Annotated in this window: 17 protein-coding genes; 9 read left to right on the forward strand and 8 right to left on the reverse strand. The window is 71.1% G+C overall.

The window, feature by feature from the left end; translation table 11 throughout:
• Positions 1 to 123 precede the first annotated feature (123 nt).
• Complete coding sequence (locus ABH926_RS01325; RefSeq protein WP_370363362.1) at positions 124 to 2790, reverse strand: DNA translocase FtsK 4TM domain-containing protein; 2667 nt, start codon at positions 2788 to 2790, stop codon at positions 124 to 126.
• Between the two features lie 343 nt (positions 2791 to 3133).
• Here ABH926_RS01325 and ABH926_RS01330 point away from each other — a divergent pair, with 343 nt between their 5' ends.
• Positions 3134 to 3379, forward strand: a complete 246-nt coding sequence (locus ABH926_RS01330) for a hypothetical protein (RefSeq protein ID WP_370363364.1) — start codon at positions 3134 to 3136, stop codon at positions 3377 to 3379.
• 163 nt (positions 3380 to 3542) lie between these two features.
• A complete protein-coding gene (locus ABH926_RS01335; RefSeq protein WP_370363365.1) occupies positions 3543 to 4538 on the forward strand; it encodes a DUF5937 family protein in 996 nt (331 codons plus the stop codon).
• 350 nt (positions 4539 to 4888) lie between these two features.
• Here ABH926_RS01335 and ABH926_RS01340 read toward each other — a convergent pair whose 3' ends face one another.
• The 4 genes from ABH926_RS01340 to ABH926_RS01355 form a co-directional block, all read right to left on the reverse strand.
• Entirely contained in the window at positions 4889 to 6574 is a 1686-nt protein-coding gene (locus tag ABH926_RS01340) for a ribonuclease J (RefSeq protein WP_370363366.1), read from the reverse strand.
• Positions 6575 to 6617: 43 nt separating this feature from the next.
• Positions 6618 to 7475, reverse strand: coding sequence for a 4-hydroxy-tetrahydrodipicolinate synthase (gene dapA, locus ABH926_RS01345; protein ID WP_370363808.1), 858 nt, complete (start codon positions 7473 to 7475; stop codon positions 6618 to 6620).
• A 325-nt stretch (positions 7476 to 7800) separates the two neighbouring features.
• Positions 7801 to 8490, reverse strand: a complete 690-nt coding sequence (thyX, locus tag ABH926_RS01350; RefSeq protein WP_370363809.1) for an FAD-dependent thymidylate synthase — start codon at positions 8488 to 8490, stop codon at positions 7801 to 7803.
• A 111-nt stretch (positions 8491 to 8601) separates the two neighbouring features.
• Positions 8602 to 9630 carry an ABC transporter substrate-binding protein gene (locus ABH926_RS01355; RefSeq protein ID WP_370363367.1) on the reverse strand — a complete coding sequence of 343 codons (1029 nt, stop codon included), beginning with the start codon at positions 9628 to 9630 and terminating at the stop codon, positions 8602 to 8604.
• A gap of 426 nt (positions 9631 to 10056) precedes the next feature.
• Between ABH926_RS01355 and ABH926_RS01360 the strand changes: the two genes are divergently transcribed.
• From ABH926_RS01360 to ABH926_RS01380, 5 genes are all read left to right on the forward strand, one after another.
• Positions 10057 to 14691: a nitrate- and nitrite sensing domain-containing protein gene (locus tag ABH926_RS01360; protein WP_370363368.1), complete on the forward strand. Its 4635-nt coding sequence runs from the start codon at positions 10057 to 10059 to the stop codon at positions 14689 to 14691.
• A 21-nt stretch (positions 14692 to 14712) separates the two neighbouring features.
• A complete protein-coding gene (locus tag ABH926_RS01365; RefSeq protein ID WP_041543529.1) occupies positions 14713 to 15126 on the forward strand; it encodes a roadblock/LC7 domain-containing protein in 414 nt (137 codons plus the stop codon).
• Positions 15127 to 15184: 58 nt separating this feature from the next.
• On the forward strand, positions 15185 to 15541 hold the full coding sequence (locus ABH926_RS01370; RefSeq protein ID WP_370338016.1) for a DUF742 domain-containing protein: 357 nt from the start codon (positions 15185 to 15187) through the stop codon (positions 15539 to 15541).
• 15 nt (positions 15542 to 15556) lie between these two features.
• Positions 15557 to 16165, forward strand: coding sequence for an ATP/GTP-binding protein (locus tag ABH926_RS01375; protein WP_194897899.1), 609 nt, complete (start codon positions 15557 to 15559; stop codon positions 16163 to 16165).
• Positions 16166 to 16268: 103 nt separating this feature from the next.
• Positions 16269 to 16574 carry a hypothetical protein gene (locus ABH926_RS01380; protein WP_370363369.1) on the forward strand — a complete coding sequence of 102 codons (306 nt, stop codon included), beginning with the start codon at positions 16269 to 16271 and terminating at the stop codon, positions 16572 to 16574.
• Here ABH926_RS01380 and ABH926_RS01385 read toward each other — a convergent pair.
• Complete coding sequence (locus tag ABH926_RS01385) at positions 16552 to 17241, reverse strand: flavin reductase family protein (RefSeq protein WP_370363370.1); 690 nt, start codon at positions 17239 to 17241, stop codon at positions 16552 to 16554. The two genes, ABH926_RS01380 and ABH926_RS01385, sit on opposite strands and share 23 nt — an antisense overlap.
• 71 nt (positions 17242 to 17312) lie before the next feature.
• Positions 17313 to 18191, reverse strand: a complete 879-nt coding sequence (locus ABH926_RS01390; RefSeq protein WP_370363371.1) for a LysR family transcriptional regulator — start codon at positions 18189 to 18191, stop codon at positions 17313 to 17315.
• Positions 18192 to 18285: 94 nt separating this feature from the next.
• Here ABH926_RS01390 and ABH926_RS01395 point away from each other — a divergent pair, with 94 nt between their 5' ends.
• Complete coding sequence (locus tag ABH926_RS01395) at positions 18286 to 18690, forward strand: RidA family protein (protein WP_370363372.1); 405 nt, start codon at positions 18286 to 18288, stop codon at positions 18688 to 18690.
• A 75-nt stretch (positions 18691 to 18765) separates the two neighbouring features.
• Complete coding sequence (locus tag ABH926_RS01400) at positions 18766 to 19518, forward strand: alpha/beta fold hydrolase (protein WP_370363373.1); 753 nt, start codon at positions 18766 to 18768, stop codon at positions 19516 to 19518.
• A gap of 48 nt (positions 19519 to 19566) precedes the next feature.
• Here the strand turns inward: ABH926_RS01400 and ABH926_RS01405 are convergent, their stop codons facing one another.
• Entirely contained in the window at positions 19567 to 20205 is a 639-nt protein-coding gene (locus ABH926_RS01405; protein ID WP_370363374.1) for a TetR/AcrR family transcriptional regulator, read from the reverse strand.
• Positions 20206 to 20273 lie beyond the last annotated feature (68 nt).

Raw genomic sequence — 20273 nt, forward strand, 5'->3', positions numbered from 1 at the left:
CCGGTCGGCTACACGACCGGCTCCGGACACACGACATCGGCGGGCCAGAGCGCGCCGACGGGGAACAGGCCGGGCCCGAAGTAGGGCCGCCAAGCCGCCGGCGGGTGCGGGCGCCGCTCCGCCCTATCCCGCCCCGGCCTCGGCCCGGATCGAGTCCAGCAGGCCTTCCAGATCGTCCGGCCGCACCAGCACGTCCCGCGCCTTGGCCCCCTCCGAGGGCCCGACCACGTTCCGGGTCTCCAGCAGGTCCATCAGCCGCCCGGCCTTGGCGAACCCGACCCGCAGCTTGCGCTGCAGCATCGAGGTCGACCCGAACTGCGTGGACACCACCAGCTCCGCGGCCTGCAGCAGCAGGTCCAGGTCGTCGCCGATCTCCTCCTCGGCCACCTTCTTCGACGCCGCCTGGCCGGTGACGTCCTCGCGGTAGAGCGGGGTCAGCTGGTCCTTGCAGAAATTCACGACCGCCGAGATCTCGGTCTCCGACACGTACGCGCCCTGCAGCCGCTGGGCCTTGGAGGCGCCCATCGGCAGGAACAGCGCGTCGCCCTGGCCGACCAGCTTCTCCGCGCCCGGCTGGTCCAGGATGACCCGGGAGTCGGCCAGCGAGGAGGTGGCGAAGGCCAGCCGCGAGGGCACGTTCGCCTTGATCAGGCCGGTCACCACGTCCACCGACGGGCGCTGGGTGGCCAGCACCAGGTGGATGCCGGCGGCCCGGGCCAGCTGGGTGATGCGGACGATGGAGTCCTCGACGTCGCGCGGGGCCACCATCATCAGGTCGGCGAGCTCGTCGACGATCACCAGCAGGTACGGGTAGGGCTGGTACACCCGCTCCGAGCCCGGCAGCGGCTTGAGCTTGCCGGCCTTCACCGCGGCGTTGAAGTCGTCGACGTGCCGGAAGCCGGACTCGGCCAGGTCGTCGTAGCGCAGGTCCATCTCCCGGACCACCCACTGCAGCGCCTCGGCGGCCTTCTTGGGGTTGGTGATGATCGGCGTGATCAGGTGCGGGATGCCCTCGTAGCTGGTCAGCTCGACCCGCTTGGGGTCCACCAGGATCAGCCGCACCTGGTCCGGGGTGGCGCGCAGCAGCACCGAGACGATCAGGGTGTTGATGCAGGTGGACTTGCCGGCGCCGGTCGCGCCGGCCACCAGCATGTGCGGCATGCGCGTCAGGTTGGCCACGATGTGCCGGCCTTCGACGTCCTTGCCCAGTCCCACTATCATCGGGTGCGCTTCGCCGGTGGCCTCCACCGAGCGCAGCACGTCGCCCAGCGACACGTTCTCCCGGTCGGTGTTCGGGATCTCGATGCCGATCGCGGACTTGCCGGGGATCGGCGACAGGATCCGGACGTCCGCCGAGGCCACCGCGTACGCGATGTTCTTCGACAGCGCGGTGATGCGCTCCACCTTGACCGCCGGGCCCAGCTCGACCTCGTACCGGGTGACCGTCGGGCCGCGGGTGAAGCCGACGACCTTGGCGTCCACGTTGAACTGCTTGAACACCTCGACCAGCGCGGCCACCACGGCGTCGTTGACCTTGGAGCGGGTCTTCGGCGGCGCCCCGACCCGCAGCATGTCCGGCGGCGGGAGCTTGTATTCGGCGTTCGGGTCGGCGTTGGCCGCGTAGAGCTCCATCGCCGCCTGGACCGCGTCCTTCGGCGAGGCCCCGGCCGCCGGAGCCGAGGCCGCGGCCTTCTTGCCGCCGGACTTGCGGGTGCGGGCGACCGGGATCGTCACCTGGGCGCCGTCGTCCTCGGCGGGCACCGCGTCCGGCGTGGCGTCCCCGGCCTCGTCCAGCATCGGGATGAAGATCGTCGGCTCGTTCTCGGCGGCGACGGTCTGCTGCAGCCTCTGGTTGCGCACCTCGTTGTCCGAGGGGTCGTCCTCGGGCAGGATCCCGTACGGGTCGTCCTCCTCCGCGGCCAGCGCGTCCGGGTCCTCGCGGTCGCCGAAGATCATCCAGTGCAGGAACCCGCCGGCGTGCCCGCGTCCGGCCCGGATCCGCTCCGGGATCCGGTACACCGGCGTCGCGGTGATGACCAGCACGCCGAACAGCAGCAGCAGGACCAGCAGCGGCACGGCGACGAACGAGGACACCGTCGAGACCAGCGGCGCGGAGATCGCGTAGCCGATCCAGCCGCCGGCGTCGCGCATCGCAGTGGCCCCGTCCGAGGGGTGCGGCATGTGGCCGGCGATGTGGATCAGGCCGACCGCGGCGACGGTGAAGGCCCCCCAGCCGATGGACATCCGGTTGGTGTCGGCGGCCTCCTCCGGCCGCCGGATCACCCGCACCGCCAGCCCGAAGACCAGCAGCGGCGTGAACGCGCCGACCCGGCCGAAGCCGCCGGCCACGATCGCGACGATGGCCTGCGGCACCGCGCCGGGGAACCCGTGCCACAGCGCCGCGGCCATCACTATCCCCAGGCCGATCAGCGCGAAGCCGACACCGTCGCGGCGGTGGTCCGGGTGCAGCGACTTGGCGCCCTGCGAGGCCCGGCCGGCGCCCCGGCGCGAGCCGGTGGCCAGCCGGCCGATGCCCTTCTCCAGCGGCCCGGCGTTGCGGGCGGAGCGCGCCCGCGGATTCTGGGCGTTCTTCGACGCAGGCGCGGTCGAGGACGCGGTGCCGGACGCGGCAGCCTTGCCGCGCCCCTTCTTCGCAGCGGCGCCCCCGGCCGCTCCCCTGGATCCAGAAGACCCAGATCCGGCCGACCTCGCGGAGGTCTTCGAGCCGGATTTCGACGCGGATGTGGCTGCCGTTGCCTTGCTGTTCTTGGAGGGCGTACGGGTGGCCATGATGACCAGGCTACCGGTGATGTCCCACCGGCACCGCCCGCCACACGCAAGTTCGCCCGGGCGTGCGAGCCCGGGCGGGCCCGGCGGCCGATTCCCGTCTGGGCGGCCGTTCAGGCTAAAGTAGTTCGGTCGGCCCCTTGTGGGTGCCGCGCAGTATTCGCGTGTGCGCCCTTTCCAGGCGGGTCGATCCCCCATTCATCAGCTGGTTCGTCCGCGTCTGCACGACGCGCCGGGACTATCGAGGAGGGCCGTCGTGGCCGGTGCCAAGAAGGAAAGCAAGACAGCGCGCGCATCCGTGCGGGCCGGTGCCGGTGGTGCCGGCGGCGGGCGTGTCTTCGGTGACATGAAGCGGTTCACGCCGCTGGGTGGCGGCTTCTGCTACTTCGCCGCCGCCGACGGCAAGAACCTGCACCTGAAGGTGGACTCCGAGGAGCTGTTCGGCATCCTGTCCGCCATCGAGGGTGCGGACCGCACGAAGATCGACGCCGAGGTGACCGAGCTGGCCGCCAAGTTCGGCGAGAAGGTCCCGGCGTGGAAGGCGCTGGCGGAGAAGCTGACCGCCGGCGAGCTGGCCGAGGCCGCCGCCTGAGGCGACACCTCGCACCATCACGCATAGCGAGCCCCTGACCGCACGCGGTCGGGGGCTCGCGGCGTATCATGCGAGCGACGGCAGCCGGCGGGGTCGTCGGTTGTCAGGGGGTTGGCACACCGTCGGCCGGAGCGGACGCGGGCGGGCGAAGAGGGGGTGGGGCGTGGTCGGCATCCCCATGACCAGTGCCGACCTGGCGAACATCGGTTTCGAGACCTCTCCCCTGGTGAACCTGGTCCGCGGCCTGGACCAGATGGGCTCCACCCGCCCCCTGCGCTCGGCGCACCGGCGCTGGCTGGCCGGGGCCCTGCGGCAGATCCCCGAGCGCTGCCGGCCGCTGATGGAGCTGCTGAACGCGATCCCCAACTACGCCCCGGCCTTCCTGATCCCGGACCTGCCGCCCGGCGGGCGCCTGCACCGCGGCGTGGACGAGGAGCTGGACGCGCTGCGCGCGGTCCGCGACACCGAGCTGGCGCTGGACTTCACGATCTTCGACACCTGGGAGCGCCGCCCCTCCCGGGCCTACGAAGCCCTGCGCGACCACGGCGACCGGCTGATCCCGATGCTGACCGACGCGATGCACGCGCTGTTCACCGCCTGCCTGGCCGACGACTGGCCGGACATCCGCCGCGCCCTGGACGCCGACATCGGCCGCCGGGCCCGCCAGATGGCCACCGACGGCCCCGGCGCGGTCCTGAACGACCTGCACCCCAAGCTGAGCTGGGAGCCCGAGCAGCTCTCGCTGGCCGTCGCCAAGGTCCCGGACTGGCGCTACGACCTGCGCGGCGACGGGCTGACGTTCACCCCGTCGGTGTTCGGGCACTACGTCGGTTCGCTGATCGCCCCCGGCCGGCGCTCGATGATGGCCTACCCGGTCTCCGATCTGGAGGCGGCCGCCGCGCTCACCGCGGAAGGGCCGCCCCACGACGGCCTGGCCTCGCTCATCGGCCGGGCCCGCGCCGCCGCGCTGCGCGCCATCGGCGACGATCCCACGACCGGCGAGCTGGCGGTGCGCCTGGGCGTCAAGGCACCCACCGCCTCGGCCCACGCCGCCGCTCTGCGCTCGGCCGGACTGGTCGTCACCGAGCGCACCGGACGCAGTGTCCGGCACCGGCTGACCGGTCTGGGCGCCGAACTGATAGCGGCGAACCGCCGGTAGCCCCCGCCGGCCCCGGCAGTCCGGTCCATGTCGGGGCCGCCGGGAGGAATCCCATATGGCCGGGACCGCCCCGCCCGCCGGATGCGGGCCGACGATCCCGGCCACCCCCGTTACCCCCGTTTTCCCCGTTCCCCCGTTTTCCCCGTTCCCCCGTACGAACCCCCGCCCCTGACCCCCCGGTGAGGTGCCGATGCTTGGGTTCCCCCTGGCCGAGGAGGCGGCTCCGCCCCACGAAGGCCGCCCCTCGTCCCGCATCCATTACAGCCCGGGAGCAAAGCGGCGGGCCATCCTTTCGTTTCTGCACCGAAAGGATGGCCCGCCCAGGCGTGCCGGACGCGTCCGGCCCGTGCTCAGACCTCGACGACCACCGGAAGGATCATCGGGCGGCGCCGTGTGGTGTTGGACACCCAGCGCCCGACCGAGCGGCGCACCAGCTGCTGCAGCTGGTGGGTGTCGCCGATGCCCTCGGCCGCCGCGTCCGCCAGCGCCTGCACGATCAGCGGCTTGGCCTGCTCCAGCGTCTGGTCGTCCAGGCCGAAGCCGCGGGCGGTGATGACCGGGCCGGTGACGATGGCCCCGGTGTCGGCCGACACCGCGACGAACACCGACACGAAGCCCTCGTCGCCCAGGATCCGCCGGTCCTTCAGCGAGGCCTCGGTCACCGAGCCCACCGAGCTGCCGTCGACGTAGACGTAGCCGGCGTCGACCTTGCCGGTGATGCGCGCGACGCCGTCCACCAGGTCCACGGTGACGCCGTCCTCGGCGATCACCACCCGGTCCTGCGGGACGCCGGTCTTCATCGCCAGGTCGGCCGCGGCGCGCAGGTGCCGCCACTCGCCGTGCACCGGCATGAAGTTGCGCGGCTTGGCCAGGTTGAAGAAGTACAGCAGCTCGCCGGCCGCGGCGTGCCCGGAGACGTGCACCATGGCGTTGCCCTTGTGCACGACCGTGGCGCCCCAGCGGGTCAGGCCGTTGATCACCCGGTTCACCGCGTTCTCGTTGCCGGGGATCAGCGAGGACGCCAGGATCACGGTGTCCTCACCGGTGATGCGCACCTGGTGGTCGCGGTTGGCCATGCGGGACAGCGCGGCCATCGGCTCGCCCTGCGACCCGGTGCACATCAGCACCACCTTGTCGTCGGGCAGGTCGTCGATCTCCTTCAGATCGATGATCAGGTCCGCCGGCACCTTCAGGTAGCCCAGGTCGCGGGCCACGGCCATGTTGCGGACCATGGACCGGCCGACCAGCGCCACCTTGCGGCCGTGCGCCGCGGCCACGTCACAGACCTGCTGAACGCGGTGCACGTGCGAGGCGAAGGAGGCCACGATGATGCGCCCCTTGGCCCGGCCGAACACCCGGTCCAGCACCGGGGTGATCTCCCGCTCGGAGGTGACGAAGCCCGGCACCTCGGCGTTGGTGGAGTCCGCCAGCAGCAGGTCGATGCCGGACTTGCCGAGCTCGGCGATGGTCGCCAGGTCCGTGAGCCGGTCGTCCAGCGGCAGCTGGTCCATCTTGAAGTCGCCGGTGTGGAACACCGTGCCGGCCGGGGTCTTGATCGCCACGGCCATGGCGTCCGGGATGGAGTGGTTGACCGCCACGAAGCGGCACTCGAACGGCCCGATCTGCTCCACGTCGCCCTCGACGACCTGCAGCGAGTACGGCCGGATCCGGTGCTCGGCGAGCTTGGCCTCGACCAGCGCCAGGGTCAGCTTGCTGCCGATCAGCGGGATGTCCGGGGCTTCCTTGAGCAGGTACGGCACCCCGCCGATGTGGTCCTCGTGGGCATGCGTCAGCACCACGCCGACCACATCGTCCAGCCGGTCCCGGATGGAGCTGAAATCCGGCAGGATCAGGTCGACGCCGGGCTGGGCCTCCTCCGGGAAGAGGACGCCGCAGTCGACGATGAGCAGTTTGCCGCCGTACTCGAAGACGGTCATGTTGCGACCGATCTCTCCGAGGCCGCCGAGCGGGGTCACTCGCAGCGCGCCCCGCGGCAACGGCGGGGGTCCGGAGAGTTCCGGATGCGGATGGCTCATGCAGTTTTCCTTTGTGTTCCGCGGACCTCTGGTCCGCTCCTTGCTAGATCTTCACGCCGCCTTGGGCGAGAAACGTCTTGAGCCGGGCCTGCTGCTCCTCGGTCGCCTCGACCAGGGGCAGCCGCACCGGGCCGCCGGGCAGTCCCAGCATGTTCATTGCCGTCTTGAGAGAGATCACACCTGGCAGACTCGTCACACCGGCGTGGACCGGGAGCAGTTCGGCGTGCAGGCGGGCCGCCTCGGCCACGTCGCCGGTCAGATACGCGGCGATCATCGCGCGGATGCGCGGCGCCGCGAGGTGCCCGGACATGCTCACCACGCCGACCGCCCCGACCGACAGCCACGGCAGGGTCAGCGGGTCGTCCCCCGAATAGTAGGCCAGATCGGTGGCGGCGATGACCTCCGACCCGGCGACCAGGTCGCCCTTGGCGTCCTTGACCGCGACGATCCGGTCGTGTCCGGCCAGCCGCTTGAGGGTGTCGACCTCGATCGGGATGCCGGAGCGGTGCGGGATGTCGTAGAGCACGACCGGCCGCGAAGTGGCGTCGGCCACCGCGGTGAAGTGCCGGTACAGGCCCTCCTGGGTCGGCTTGTTGTAGTAAGGGGTCACGACCAGCAGCGCGTCGGCGTCGGCCTCGGCCCGCCGGGCCAGCTCCAGCGTGTGCGCGGTGCTGTTGGTGCCGACGCCGGCGATCACCGACGCCCGGTCGCCGACCGCCTCACGGACCGCTCGCAGCAGCTTCGCCTGCTCGGCGTCGGACGTGGTCGGCGACTCGCCGGTGGTGCCGGAGACCACCAGGCCGTCGTTGCCGGCGTCCACCAGGTGCGCGGCCAGTTTCTGCGCACCGTCCAGGTCCAGGGAGCCGTCCGCCTGGAAGGGCGTGATCATCGCGGTGATCATGCGGCCGAAGGGCGCCCCGGCCGACCAGAGGGCGTTGTCTGGCTGTAGGGCCGTGGCGGGCTCGGCGGGGTGCGCGTTCTCGGGCATGGCACAAAGGTACCGGCCCGCACCGGTGATCGAATATCTGGCGCTGCTTACGTGAAACGCGTAGAGCTGCTGAATGGACGGACCCCGTCTCCACCGCTCGGGGGTCCGGTGGGGACGGGGTCCACCGTGTTAACAGAGCCGCGAGGGGCGCGTTACGGGTCAGATTGCCCCACTGGTCGTTTTTCACTCTTTAGGACTACCAACAGTGAGCACTTCGCGACTGCCGAAGGACCACCCGCTACGGCGCGACCCGTCCGTTCGCCTGCCAGGCCGCGTACGTCAGCGGCATCAGCTCGGCGAAGGACGCCTCCATCTGCTCGGCGACCATCTCGATCTCACGCTGCGGGAACGACGGGAACGTCGCGTCCTCGTGTTTCGTCCGCAGCGACAGGAAGTGCATCAGCGCGCGGGCGTTGCAGGTGGCGTACATCGAGGAATAGATCCCGACCGGGAGCACGGTGCGGGCCACCTCGCGGGCGATGCCGGCGTCGAGCATCTCCAGGTAGGCGGCATAACTGGCCTCGCAGGAGCGGCGGACCGTCTCCTCGGCCGTCTTGTGCTGCTCCGGGGTGCCCGGGACGAACACGTACTTGCCGGGCTTGCCCTCCTGCACCAGCTTCCGCTCCGGGCCCGGCACGTAGAACACCGGTTCCAGCTTGCGGTAGCGGCCGCTCTCCTCGTTGTAGGACCAGACCCGGTGCCGCATGAACTCGCGGAAGACGAAGATCGGCGCGGACACCAGGAAGGTCATCGACGAGTGCTCGAACGGCGAGCCGTGCCGGTCGCGCATAAGGAAGTTGATCAGTCCGGCGGAGCGGGCGGGGTCGGCGCCGGCGTCCTCGATCGACTGCTCGCCCCTGGTCGACACCCGCGCCGCCCACAGCACGTCGCTGTCGGAGGCCGAGGCCTTCACCAGTTCCACGGTCATGTCCGAACGGAACCGCACGCCCTGCGGCGTCTCTTCACTCACCGTACTCACCGTCCGAGCCTAACTGCGCCGACCTGTGACGACGCAGGCGCGGACGGTGCGACAGCCCCGTCAGCCCGTGCTGCGCAGCGCGTCCGGCGGCATCATCGTGTCGATGTTGTAATACTGCGCCAGGTCCAGGCTCTGCATCAGGGTCAGGACGCGGTCCACCCGGTCGACGTTCACGGTGGTCGGGTATGTGCCGAAGCTCAGGCTCGCCGCGACCGTGGAGTTCGCCGTGGTGCCGTAGTGGATCTGCATCTCGGCCATGGCCGTGGCGCGCTGCGAGGTCACGTTCTTGGCCTGGTTGAGCGCCCCCGTGAAGGCCTTGAACAGGTTGGTGTCGGCCACCGCGAAGTCCTGCTTGGCGAAGTAGCCGCCCATCGGCATGGCCTGCGTCGAGCCGCGGGTCAGGTCCATCAGGTTGGACAGCTGGTTGTTGTTCATCGCGACGCTGAAGTACGGCTCGGCCAGGACGGCCGCCATCGGGGCCTTGGTGGCGGTCAGCTTGTCCACCACGGCGCCGGGCGCCATGGACTTCAGGTGGGCCGCCGAGTTGGCCGCCTTGATCCGCAGGCTGTTGGCCAGGTTCGGCAGCGAGGTCATCAGCATGACCGTGGGGACCGTGTAGGCGTCGTTGGCGTCGTTGGTCCCGGAGGTCGGCACCAGGAACCCGCCGGCCGCGCCGAACACGTTCCTGATCTCGTCGGCGCTCTTGATGGTCGTGGGGTTGCCGACCAGCTCCACGCTGCCGTCGCCGGCGGTGTAACCCTCGGCGACCAGCTGCAGCCGGTAGGCGCCGGTGGACTGGGCCAGGATCGCGTGCACGTAGTCGTCGTAGACCAGATCGACTTTGCCGTCGTTCAGGGCCTGGAGCGCCGCCTGGTAGGAGGAATAGGAATCATCGATCGTGACATCGATCCCCTGGTCCTTGAAATAGCCCTTGTCGACTCCGGTGTAGATGGGCAGTGCGCCGATCTCACCCTTGGGGATGCCTATTCGAAGATGATTTTGTTCCAACGCTCCGTGGGTCGGCATCGCGGAACCCGAGGAGGTGCTGCTGCTGCACGCCGTGGCGGCACCCGCGGACGCTGTGAGCACCAGACTCAGGACGATCGCCGAGGTCCTGCGCGAACGGGCTCGGGGTTTGGCTGATCGCACTGCGCTGCCCCCTACAGGGTTTTCGATGAAGCCGGTCGGCGCATCGTAATACATGGGCCGCCGGACCCCTACGTCACCGTTGAGATCGACTAGCACTAATGCACGAGTAAGGATACGCATATGCGCGGACCCCTTGCCCGGTTTATCCGCCTATAACGCACCGAACCGTACCTCTGTCAACCCCCGCCCTTGGCCACACTCGCTCTCCTGTGCTGGAATGCGTTGCTTGAAACCTAGAGACCGCGAGCCCCGTGTGGCGCCCCACCCGCCGCAGTAGCGGCCCGGTTGCAAAGAAAGCTGTGAGGGCCAGTGCAGACTCGACCCGTGTCCCCGCGCCGTCCGCCGGCTCCTTTCCCGGAGCGCGGTGTGGGCGGGCCACCGCCCGGCGGATCCATATCCGACGCGGCCGCCGGCCGCACCGCTCCCGGCGAGCTTCCGCGCGGGGTCCGTGACGGCGTGCTGCCCGGACAACGTCCAGTCCCCACCTCCCAGGAGCCGGAGGGCGGCGGGGGCCACCAACCACCTCCCGCGGTCCCCACCGGGCCCGCCAACCGCTTCGCCCCCCGCAACTGGCGCGTCCGCACCCGTCTGGTGGTGCTGGTCATCGTGCCGCTGGTGGCGACCATCTTCGGCGCCGCGGCCCGGATCGTGCAGCAGGTCGGCAACGTGCAGACCTACGACCACGCCAAGACCATGGCGGCCGCGGCCAGCCCGCTGTCGGACCTGATCGACGCGCTGCACGACGAGCGGGACATCAGCATCGAGATGATGGCGTTCCGGACACCCGGGGCCAACAGCGCGACGCTGACCAACCTGACCACCTCGATGGCCACCCAGCGCAAGATCACCGACCGCGCGTCGGACGCGATGACGCCGGTCCTGAACAAGATCGACGGCTCCTACCCGGCGGACACCCTGGCCGCGATCGCCGACGCCGAGGCCAACATGACCGGCATCGAGGCCCTGCACACCGCGGTGGACGGCTCGTACTCCAACCCGCTGAGCGTGTTCGACCAGTACAACAAGGTGCTGGACAGCCTGGACAACCTCTACGAGTTCGTCGCCGCCGACGCCGGGGACCAGCAGCTGATCAACGACTCCCGGTCGCTGTCGGACCTGGGCAAGATGACCGAGACGGCCTCGCGCGAGCGCGGGTTCCTCACCGTCCTGGCCGTCAGCGCCAACCCCAACCAGGCCCAGGACAACCTGGCCAAGCTGCAGGGCCTGATCTCGGACCTGGCCTCCACCCGCACCGAGTTCAAGACCACCGCCACCACGCAGATGCAGCAGTCGCTCAGCGACACGGTGGACGTCGACGAGTCCTACACCGGCGCGAACCAGTACCTGACCACGATCGACGACAAGCTGGCCAACGGCGGCACCAGCGACCAGGGCGACCAGCTGGTCCCCGGCAGCGTGTACACGCAGTACAACGCGCTGCTCGACAAGTACAAGAAGGTCCGTGCGGAGCAGGCCAGCGCCCTGGTGTCGCGGGCCGACTCGCTGGCCAACAGCGCCCGCGACACCATGTACCTGAACATCGGCGTCATCATCGGCGTGCTGCTCGTGGTGTCCGTGGCCACCGCCCTGATCGCGCGGTCGCTGGTGCGGCCGCTGCGGGTGCTGCAGAACACCGCGCTGGAGATCGCCGGCAACCGGCTGCCCGAGATGGTGCGCCGCCTGCGCGACGCGGACGGCAGCGAGCCGCTGGAACCGATCGCCCCGATCGCCCTGTCCAGCACCGACGAGGTGGGCCAGGTGGCCCGCGCGTTCGACGAGGTGCACCGCGAGGCGGTCCGGCTGGCGACCGAGCAGGCCATGCTGCGGAACAACGTCAACGCGATGTTCACCAACCTTTCGCGCCGGTCCCAGTCGCTGGTGCAGCGCCAGCTGCGGCTGATCGACGAGCTGGAGAACGCCGAGCAGGACCCGGACCAGCTGGCCTCGCTGTTCAAGCTGGACCACCTGGCGACCCGTATGCGCCGCAACGGTGAGAACCTGCTGGTCCTCGCCGGTGAAGAGCCCGGGCGCCGCTGGTCGCAGCCGGTCCCGCTGATCGACGTGCTGCGCGCCGCGGCCTCCGAGGTGGAGCAGTACGAGCGGGTCACCCTGCGCGACCTGCCCACCGTCGAGGTCGCCGGCCGCGCCGTGAACGACGTCGTCCACCTGGTCGCCGAGCTGCTGGAGAACGCTACGTCGTTCTCCGCGCCGGAGACCAAGGTCTCGGTCACCGGCAACCTGCTGAACACCGGCGGCGTGATGCTGGAGATCGAGGACTCCGGCATCGGCATGACCCCGGAGGAACTGGACGACTCCAACGAGCGGCTGGCCAACCCGCCGGTCGTGGACGTCGCCATCTCCCGCCGCATGGGCCTGTTCGTGGTCGGCCGGCTGGCCACCCGGCACGGCATCCAGGTGCGGCTGCGCCGCTCGGCCACCGGCGGCATCACCGCGCTGGTGCTGGTCCCGGCCGCGCTGCTGGCCGGCAACCTGTCCGACGCCCCGGCCGTGGGCGGCAACCGCGGCACCTTCGGCGACATCGCCGACACCGGCCAGCTCCCCGCGCTGACCTCCACCGGCCTGCCGCGGCGCCCCGGCGGCGCGGTGCGCGCCGAGCAGCGCGAGCTGCCCGGGGCCGAGGAGCTCCAGGGCCCGCCGGCGCAGCCGGCCCCGCTGCCGCCGTTCGGCGGCGAGCGGGTCCCGACGGGCGGCGGCGACGGAGACGGCTGGGAGGACGTGAGCGCGGCGGCCCCGCCGTACCGCGGCACCGACGCCACCCCGCCCGGCCTGGCCGAACTGCTCGCCGAGACCGAGGCCATGTCGCAGGGCGTGACCCCGGTGATCCGCGAGGGCGATCCCGCCGACCCGGGCAGCAGCGGCGCCTTCGAGCGCCCGGAGTTCGTCCTGCCGGAACCGGAGCTGGACGGCCGCCTGGCCGAAGCGCTCGACGGGACCGCGACGTACGACTTCCGGCCGAACACTCCGCAGGCTCCGCCCCCGGGCATGGAGAACACCGGCCAGTTCCGGGTCCCGAACCCGACACCCCAGGCGCCGCCGGCTCCCCCGGCACCTCCGGCCCTGAACTTCAACTCCAGCTTCGACGATCTGCTCCCGAACATCCCGGAGATGGAGCACACCGGGGAGTTCGCGGCGTACCGCGAGGCCCAGGAAGGGAACGACGACCTGCTGCTGCCGCCGCCGGCGAACCCCTTCGCCGCGCCCGGCCAGGCCCCGCAGGCCCCGGCCGCGGGCGGATTCAGCGCGAACACCGACTCGCTGTCGGGCGGCGGCCTGAACAACGACCTCGGTGCCGAACTGGCCGCCGGCGACCCGTACGCCGCGCCCGGCGAGGTGCGCATGACGCCGTTCGGCGGGCACCTGGACAGCGGCTTCGGCGACCAGCCGCAGGCTCCCGCGGCCCCGTTCGGCGGGCAGCCCGCCGGCGAGACCTACAGCGGGCCCGCCTTCGAGGCTCCGCAGTTCCAGCCGCCGCAGTTCGAGGCTCCGCAGTTCCAGCCGCCGCAGTTCGAAGCCCCGCAGCCTGGACCCCAGGGCGGGACCGGCTACGGCAACGACGCGCCCTCCTTCGGCCGCCGTCCGATGGGCGAGCCGCTGGCCGGCCCGGGCTTCGAGACGCCGCAGCAGTTCGCCGAGCAGCCCGGTGCCCCGACCGGTACCGGCTACGGCAACGACGCCCCGTCGTTCGGCCGCCGCCCCGTCGGCGAACCGCTGTCCGGCCCCGGCTTCGACGCTCCGCAGTACGGCGACCCGGCCGGCGCTCCGGCGAACGACGGCCCCGGCGACCCGATGGCGGGCTTGAGGAATCCGTTCACCACGCCCGAGGCGCCGACCGGCGGCACGGGCTACGGCAACGACGCCCCGTCGTTCGGCCGCCGCCCCCTCGGCGAACCGCTGTCCGGCCCCGGCTTCGACGCCCCGCAGTACGGCGACCCCGCCGGCGCTCCGGCCGCGGACCTGTCCGGCTCCGGCTTCCACACGCCGGTCGGCGAACCGCTGTCCGGCCCCGGCTTCGACGCCCCGCAGTACGGCGAACCGGCCGCCCCGCCGGCCGCCGACCTGTCCGGCTCCGGCTTCCAGCAGCCGCTGGGCGACACGATGGGCGGCGCGGGCTTCGCGCCCCCGGCCGGCGAGCCGATCGCCGCACCGGACCCGCTGTCCTCCTCCGGCACCGGCTACGCCGACTACCCCGACCCGCTGACCGCCCCGATCGAGTCCATCCCGATGGACCCGGCGGCGCACGACACCTCGATCTTCAACGCGATCGAGTCCGAGTGGTTCCGGGTGCGGGCCGGCGAGGGGACCGCCATTCCGCAGAGCGCTCTGGAGGCCGGCGCGGTGCGTCCGGCCGAACCGGTCCGGCCGGCCGTGCCGGGGCCGCGCACAGAGCCCGCAGGAGACCCGCTGGCGGGCTCCGGCACCGGTTTCCCGGCTCAGGGACCGCAGGCCCCCGCCGAGCCCGTCCAGGCGGCTGCTGCCGCGCCCACCCCGGCTCCGCCGACCGCCCCCGAGGCCGGTCCCGGCGCCCCGACCCCGCCGGCCGCGCCGGCCGCCGGCCTCCCCGGCGCCACGGCCCGGCCCGCCGCACCGCACGAGGAACCCAAGGAGCCCATGACCGACGACCAGAGCTCCGCGGGCCAGACCTGGCAGTCGCCGGGCGACGACGGCTGGAAGGCCGCCGAGGTGGTCAAGAAGCCGGTGGCGGCCGGCCTGACCCCCAAGGGCCTGCCCAAGCGCGTCCCGCGGTCCAACCTCGTGCCCGGCTCGGCGGACGGCACCGGCGCCGCCAAGGTCGCGCCCTCGCCCATCCCGGCGCGCTCGGCCGAAGCCGTGCGCTCCCGCCTGGCCAGCTTCCACAATGGGCTGCGCCAGGGCCGCGACGCCGCCAACCCCGGCGAGTCGCAGCCCTCCGATCCCGCCAACCCCACCGCGTCCGACGGCCCGGCCGCCTTCGGTGCTCCTGAGCCAGGAAAGCAGGACTGAGCTACCGTGAACGACCCCAACCTGACCCAAGCCGCCAGGAATCTCAACTGGCTGATCACCAACTTCGTGGACCGCGTACCGGGGGTCGCGCACACGGTGGTGGTCTCCTCCGACGGCCTGCTTCTGGCGGTTTCCGACGGATTCCCCCGCGACCGCGCCGACCAGCTGGCGGCCGTGGCCAGCGGCCTGTCGTCGCTGACCCAGGGCGCCGCCCGCATCTTCGAGGGCGGCGCCGTGACCCAGACCGTCGTGGAGATGGTCCGTGGTTTCCTGTTCGTGATGGCCATATCCGACGGTTCCGCTCTTGCCGTACTCGCTTCCTCGGATTGCGACATGGGCCTGATCGGCTATGAAATGGCCCTGCTCGTCGAACGCGCCGGCGACGTCCTGACGCCGGCGCTGCGCGCCGAGCTCCAGTCGTCGCTGCCGCGCTGAGAGGACGCCCGGTGACCCCCCTTCCCCCTGCTGTGACGAGCGACAGGAGCACGCGGCCGTGAGCAGCGCGCACGATTCCTCGCCCCTCGTCCGCCCATACGCGCTGACCCGGGGCCGCACGCGGGCCCGTTACCAATTGCCCATCGAGGCGTTGGTATCCACGACGGACAACGGACGATCGCGCCTGCCCGGCCGGGAGCCGGAGCACCAGCGCATCTGCGAGCTGTGCGTCGAGCTGAAGTCGGTCGCCGAGGTCGCGGCGCTGATGCGGATGCCGCTGGGGGTGGTCAGGGTGCTGTTGGGCGACATGTCGGACGCGGGCCTGGTCACGATCCAGCAGCCTGGCGAGTCCGACAGCGGCCAGCCCAACCTCGCGCTTCTCGAACGAGTCCTCATAGGGCTCCGCAATCTGTAGAAAGGAGGCCGTGCAGTGAACTACTCCCCTTACGGACAGGCTCCCGAGCCGCAGCCCGCGGTGGGCCCGACCACGTCGGTGAAGATCGTCGTCGCCGGCGGCTTCGGCGTCGGCAAGACCACCTTCGTCGGCGCGGTCTCGGAGATCGCCCCCCTGACCACCGAGGCCGTGATGACCGCCGCCTCCGAGGGCGTGGACGACCTGACGGTCGTGCCCGGCAAGGTCACGACCACGGTGGCCATGGACTTCGGGCGCGTCTCCCTGGACCGCGAGCTGATCCTGTACCTGTTCGGCACCCCGGGCCAGAACCGCTTCTGGTTCATGTGGGACGACCTGTGCCGCGGCGCCATCGGCGCGGTGGTGCTGGTGGACACCCGCCGGCTGGCGGACTGCTTCTCGGCCATCGACTACTTCGAGGACGCGGGCCTGCCCTACATCGTCGGCGTGAACTGCTTCGACGGCATGCTCACCCACGAGGTCGCCGACGTCCGCGAGGCGCTCTCGATCCCGCCGGATGTGCCGGTCGTCACCTGCGACGCCCGCAGCCGGGAGTCCACCAAGCTGACCCTGATCCGCCTGGTGGAGCACGCCATGTCACGCTTCGCGGCGGCGGCGGCATCCTAAGTAGGCGACGATCGCATAACGGCCGAGGGCGGCACCGGATCCCGGTGCCGCCCTCGTGCTTATGCTCCTTGCAACCCCGATGTCCGAATTAAGCAGGTTGCGCATGTCCGGGACGATAACCCTCACCCGCCGCAGCGGATTCCAGCTGCGCCCGCGGCCCTACCGGGTCTGGATCGACGGCGTCGCGGTCGGCCGGCTGGCGCAGAACGGCACCGCCGAGTTCGTCGTCGAGCCCGGTGTCCACCTGGTGGAGCTCTCCCTGGACGGCATGTACTCCGCGAAGGTCTCGGTGGACGTCCGCGAGGGCGGGACCCGGCGGCTGCACTGCGGCGCGCACGGCCCACTGGCCTTCAGCGCGTTCGGACTGCTGCTCCCGGGCCTGGCGATCAAGCTGACACTGACCCACTGAGCGCGGGTTCTGCCACGCCGTCGGCACCGTCCGTCACCGGAAGGTTCCGCAGAGTGTGCGGCATGTTCCAGCCGGCCGCCAGCCGCGAGGAGTGCACCGGCTGCCCGCCGCCGAAGAACTCGCAGAACTTCATGATCAGCGGGTCCCACGCCTCCGGGTCGATGTAGTGCGTCCCCGGGATGACCAGCTTCTCCTCGACATGGGTGCGGAGCACTTCGACCTCGAAGGCGCTCAGGCTGTTCTCACCCCCGACCGGATGCACGGCGGTCAGCCGGCATTCCATCTGGATCGGGCACTCCAGGATCCGAGGCGGGGAGACCAGTTCGGAGGGCTGTTCGGTCAACCCGGCCAGTCCGAACTTGTCCCGCTCGGTGCGGTAGCCCTGCTCGACGCGGTACGCCGAGATCTCCTTGCGGGCGGTGGTCATCGCGATGCGGTCGACGTACTCGACCATGTCGGAGGACGGCAGGTTCAGGACGCACTCGCCCTCGCGGGCGATGTTGGCCGAGGTCTGCGAGGCGTTCCCCAGCCCCAGCACGGCGTTTCCGTTGAGCCACCAGGCCGAGGACATGGGGGCGATATTGGGGGTGCCGTCCTCGTTGCGGGTCGTGATCAGGACGACAGGGGTTCCGAAGTAAAGGACTTTGATGCCTGGAACTGTGTGCATGCCTCAATCGTCGGCGGCGGCCGCCCCTTACACCGGCGGGTTCCGGACCTGTCACCGATCTGTACCTGTCATCAATCACCGGCCAGCAGCTCCAGGAACCCCGTCACCGCCGCGCTGTCCGCCACGCCCTCGGGAGTCGCGGCGAACACCGACCGCGGCGCGACCTCCCGCGGATCCAGCGCCACCACGACCACGTCCGGCCGCACCGACGCGGCGGCCAGCGCCGGGACCAGCGTGACGCCGAGCCCGGCCGCCACGAAGCCCTGCTTGGCCGACCATTCCAGGACCACGTAAGGGATCAGCGGCTGGAATCCCCCGTCCTGCACCCCGGCGATCAGCGTGTCCTGCGAACGCGGCTGGCCGGCGATCCAGTTCTCGCCCTCGAGATCGGCCAGCGAGAGCATGTCCCGGCCGGCGAGCCGGTGGCCGAGCGGCAGGGCCACCGACAACGGATCGTCCATCAGCTTGCGCAGGCGCACCCCGTCGAAGGCCGGCTCGGGCTGGGCCGTCCCGATCACCGCCAGGTCCAGATCCCCTTCGCGGATGTCCACGACCAGCCCCCGGGTCAGCCCTTCGATGTGCGTGACGACCACCGCCGGATGCACCCGGCGGAACTCCGCGACGGCCCGCGGGATCAGGGCCATGTCGGCGGTCGGGATCGCGCCGAGCCGGAGGCCGCCGCCGCCCAGCGTCCGGACGGCCCGTACATCGGCCACAGCGGCCCGCAGACGGCCTACGACGGCCGTCGCGTGCGGCACCAAGGCCCGGCCCTCCTCCGTCAGTCGTACGCCCCGTGGGAGCCGGTCGAACAAGGGCGCGCCGACGGACGCCTCCAGCACGGCTATCTGACGCGATATCGCCGACTGCGTATAGCCGAGCGAACCGGCCGCCGCGGTGAACGACTCACGCCGCGCGACCTCCAGGAATACTTCGAGCAACGCGGTGTCCATGGCCCGTCATGCTAGTCCGGCATGCTAGTCCGGCATGGATCTGATGCGAACAAATCGCTTCTGGCATCCCGGCTCACCGCCTTAGTTTCGCCGCATGACCGCTTTCACTCTCGACAACCCCGCCGGCGTCCCGAGCTCGCCGCGCAAGGCCTTCTCCAACGTCGCCGTGATCCCGCTCGGCGAGCGCACCCTGCTGATGCTGGCCGGCCAGGTGGCCTGGGACGACGACCACCAGATCGTCGGCGCCGGCGACCTGCGCGCCCAGACCCGCCGTGTCATGGAGCTGATCGGCCAGGTGCTGGCCGCGCACGGGGCGACCCTCGCGGACGTCGTCAGCCTCCGGACGTTCCTGACCGACATCTCCCACATCCGCGAGTACGGCGAGGCCCGCAACGAGTGCTTCCAGGGCCTGCCCGCGCCGACCAGCACCACGGTCGAGGTCTCGTCGCTGTTCGTGCCGGAGGCGCTGATCGAGGTGGAGGCGACCGCCGTCATCTGACACCGATCCCCGGGGGAAACCGATTCGGGACCGTTTTCTCAGGTCAGCGACCCGCCACAGGCCTATCCTGGCTGGGTGCCATCGGTTCGAGTCCGCGACATCGACGTCTACTACGAGATCCACGGCGACGGCCCGCCCCTGGTGTTGATCGGCGGCCTCGGTGTGGACCTCACCGTGTTCGCACCCTTCACCGAGCGGCTGGCGCGCACCTTCCGAGTCCTCACCTTCGACAACCGCGGCGCCGGCCGCAGCGACAAGCCGGACGTCCCGTATTCGATCCCGATGATGGCCGGGGACGTGGACGCGTTGATGGACGCGCTGAGCCTGTCCCGCGCCCACGTCGTCGGGGTGTCGATGGGCGGCCGGATCGCCATCGAGCTGGCCGCCGGCCGCCCCGACCGCGTAGACCGCCTGGTGCTGGTCTCCACCGCGGCGACCGGGACCGGCCGATTGCGGATGTCGCTGCCGGCCCGGATCCTGGGGCTCGCGAAACGCCTGCACCTGATACCCGGGGCGGGAGCGGTGCAGCGGCAGCCGCACTACGCGTACCAGCGTCAGGTCGCCGCCAGCACCTCGTACGACGGCGCCGACCAGCTGGACGCCATCGAGGCGCCCACGCTGATCCTGCACGGACGGCGCGACCGCAGCGTGCGGCCGGCCGCGGCGCTGGCCACGCGGGTCGGCATCCGCGACTCCGAGATCGAGTTCTTCCGCGGCGGCCACATGTTCTTCCTGCTGACGCAGCGGGACGAGGCCGCGGCGCGGATCGAGGACTTCCTCCAGGACTGGCGCGACCGGCACTGGCCGTCGAATGCGGCGCAGATTTAAGCCGTCACGGGATCAGTAGCCAGTACAGATTCAGCAACCAGTACAGATCTAGCGCACCAGCCCCACCGCCGCCCGCAATCCCTTCACGAACCGGGTCGGCTCGTACCTCCCCGGATCGGTGAGCACCAGCCGCGCGGCCATCTCCGCGAGCGTCACCACGGTGTGCGCGATCAGCTCCGGATCGAGATCGGCCGGAGCGTCGAAGGTTTGCGTGATCCAGCGGCCCAGCTCCTCCGCCGAGGCCAGCACCAGTCCCCGCGCCTCTTCCCGTGCCGCGTTGAACTGCGGCGGCATGTCGGCCATCGGCAGCACGACGCAGGACCACCGCTCCGGCGCCTCCCGGACCGCCGCCAGGAAGCCGTCGAGCGCGTCGGCCAGGACATCGGCCGGATGCGCTCCGGCCTTCAATCCCTTGCGCAGCGCCGGCAGCAGGCCCACCAACTGCTCCAACGCCGCCTGCTGCTCGCGCTTAAGGAGTTCCCCCAGCAGCGTCTCCCTGTTCGGGAACACTCCGTAGACCACAGGCTTGGTGACCCCGGCAGCTGCCGCCACCGCCTCCATCGTCACCGCGGCGTGGCCGTCCCGGACCACGATGCGCAGCGCGGCGTCCAGCAACTCCCTGCGACGCTGCTCGATCGGCACCCGCGGCGCGTACTCGCGCCGCCGCCGTCCGTTCTCCGTCGCCACACCCGGCCCCTTTACAAAGCTACGCCCGCGTAGCATATTGCTACGCGCCGGTAGTAATTCCCGGCGTC

Source organism: Catenulispora sp. GP43, assembly GCF_041260665.1.
Lineage (GTDB): Bacteria > Actinomycetota > Actinomycetes > Streptomycetales > Catenulisporaceae > Catenulispora.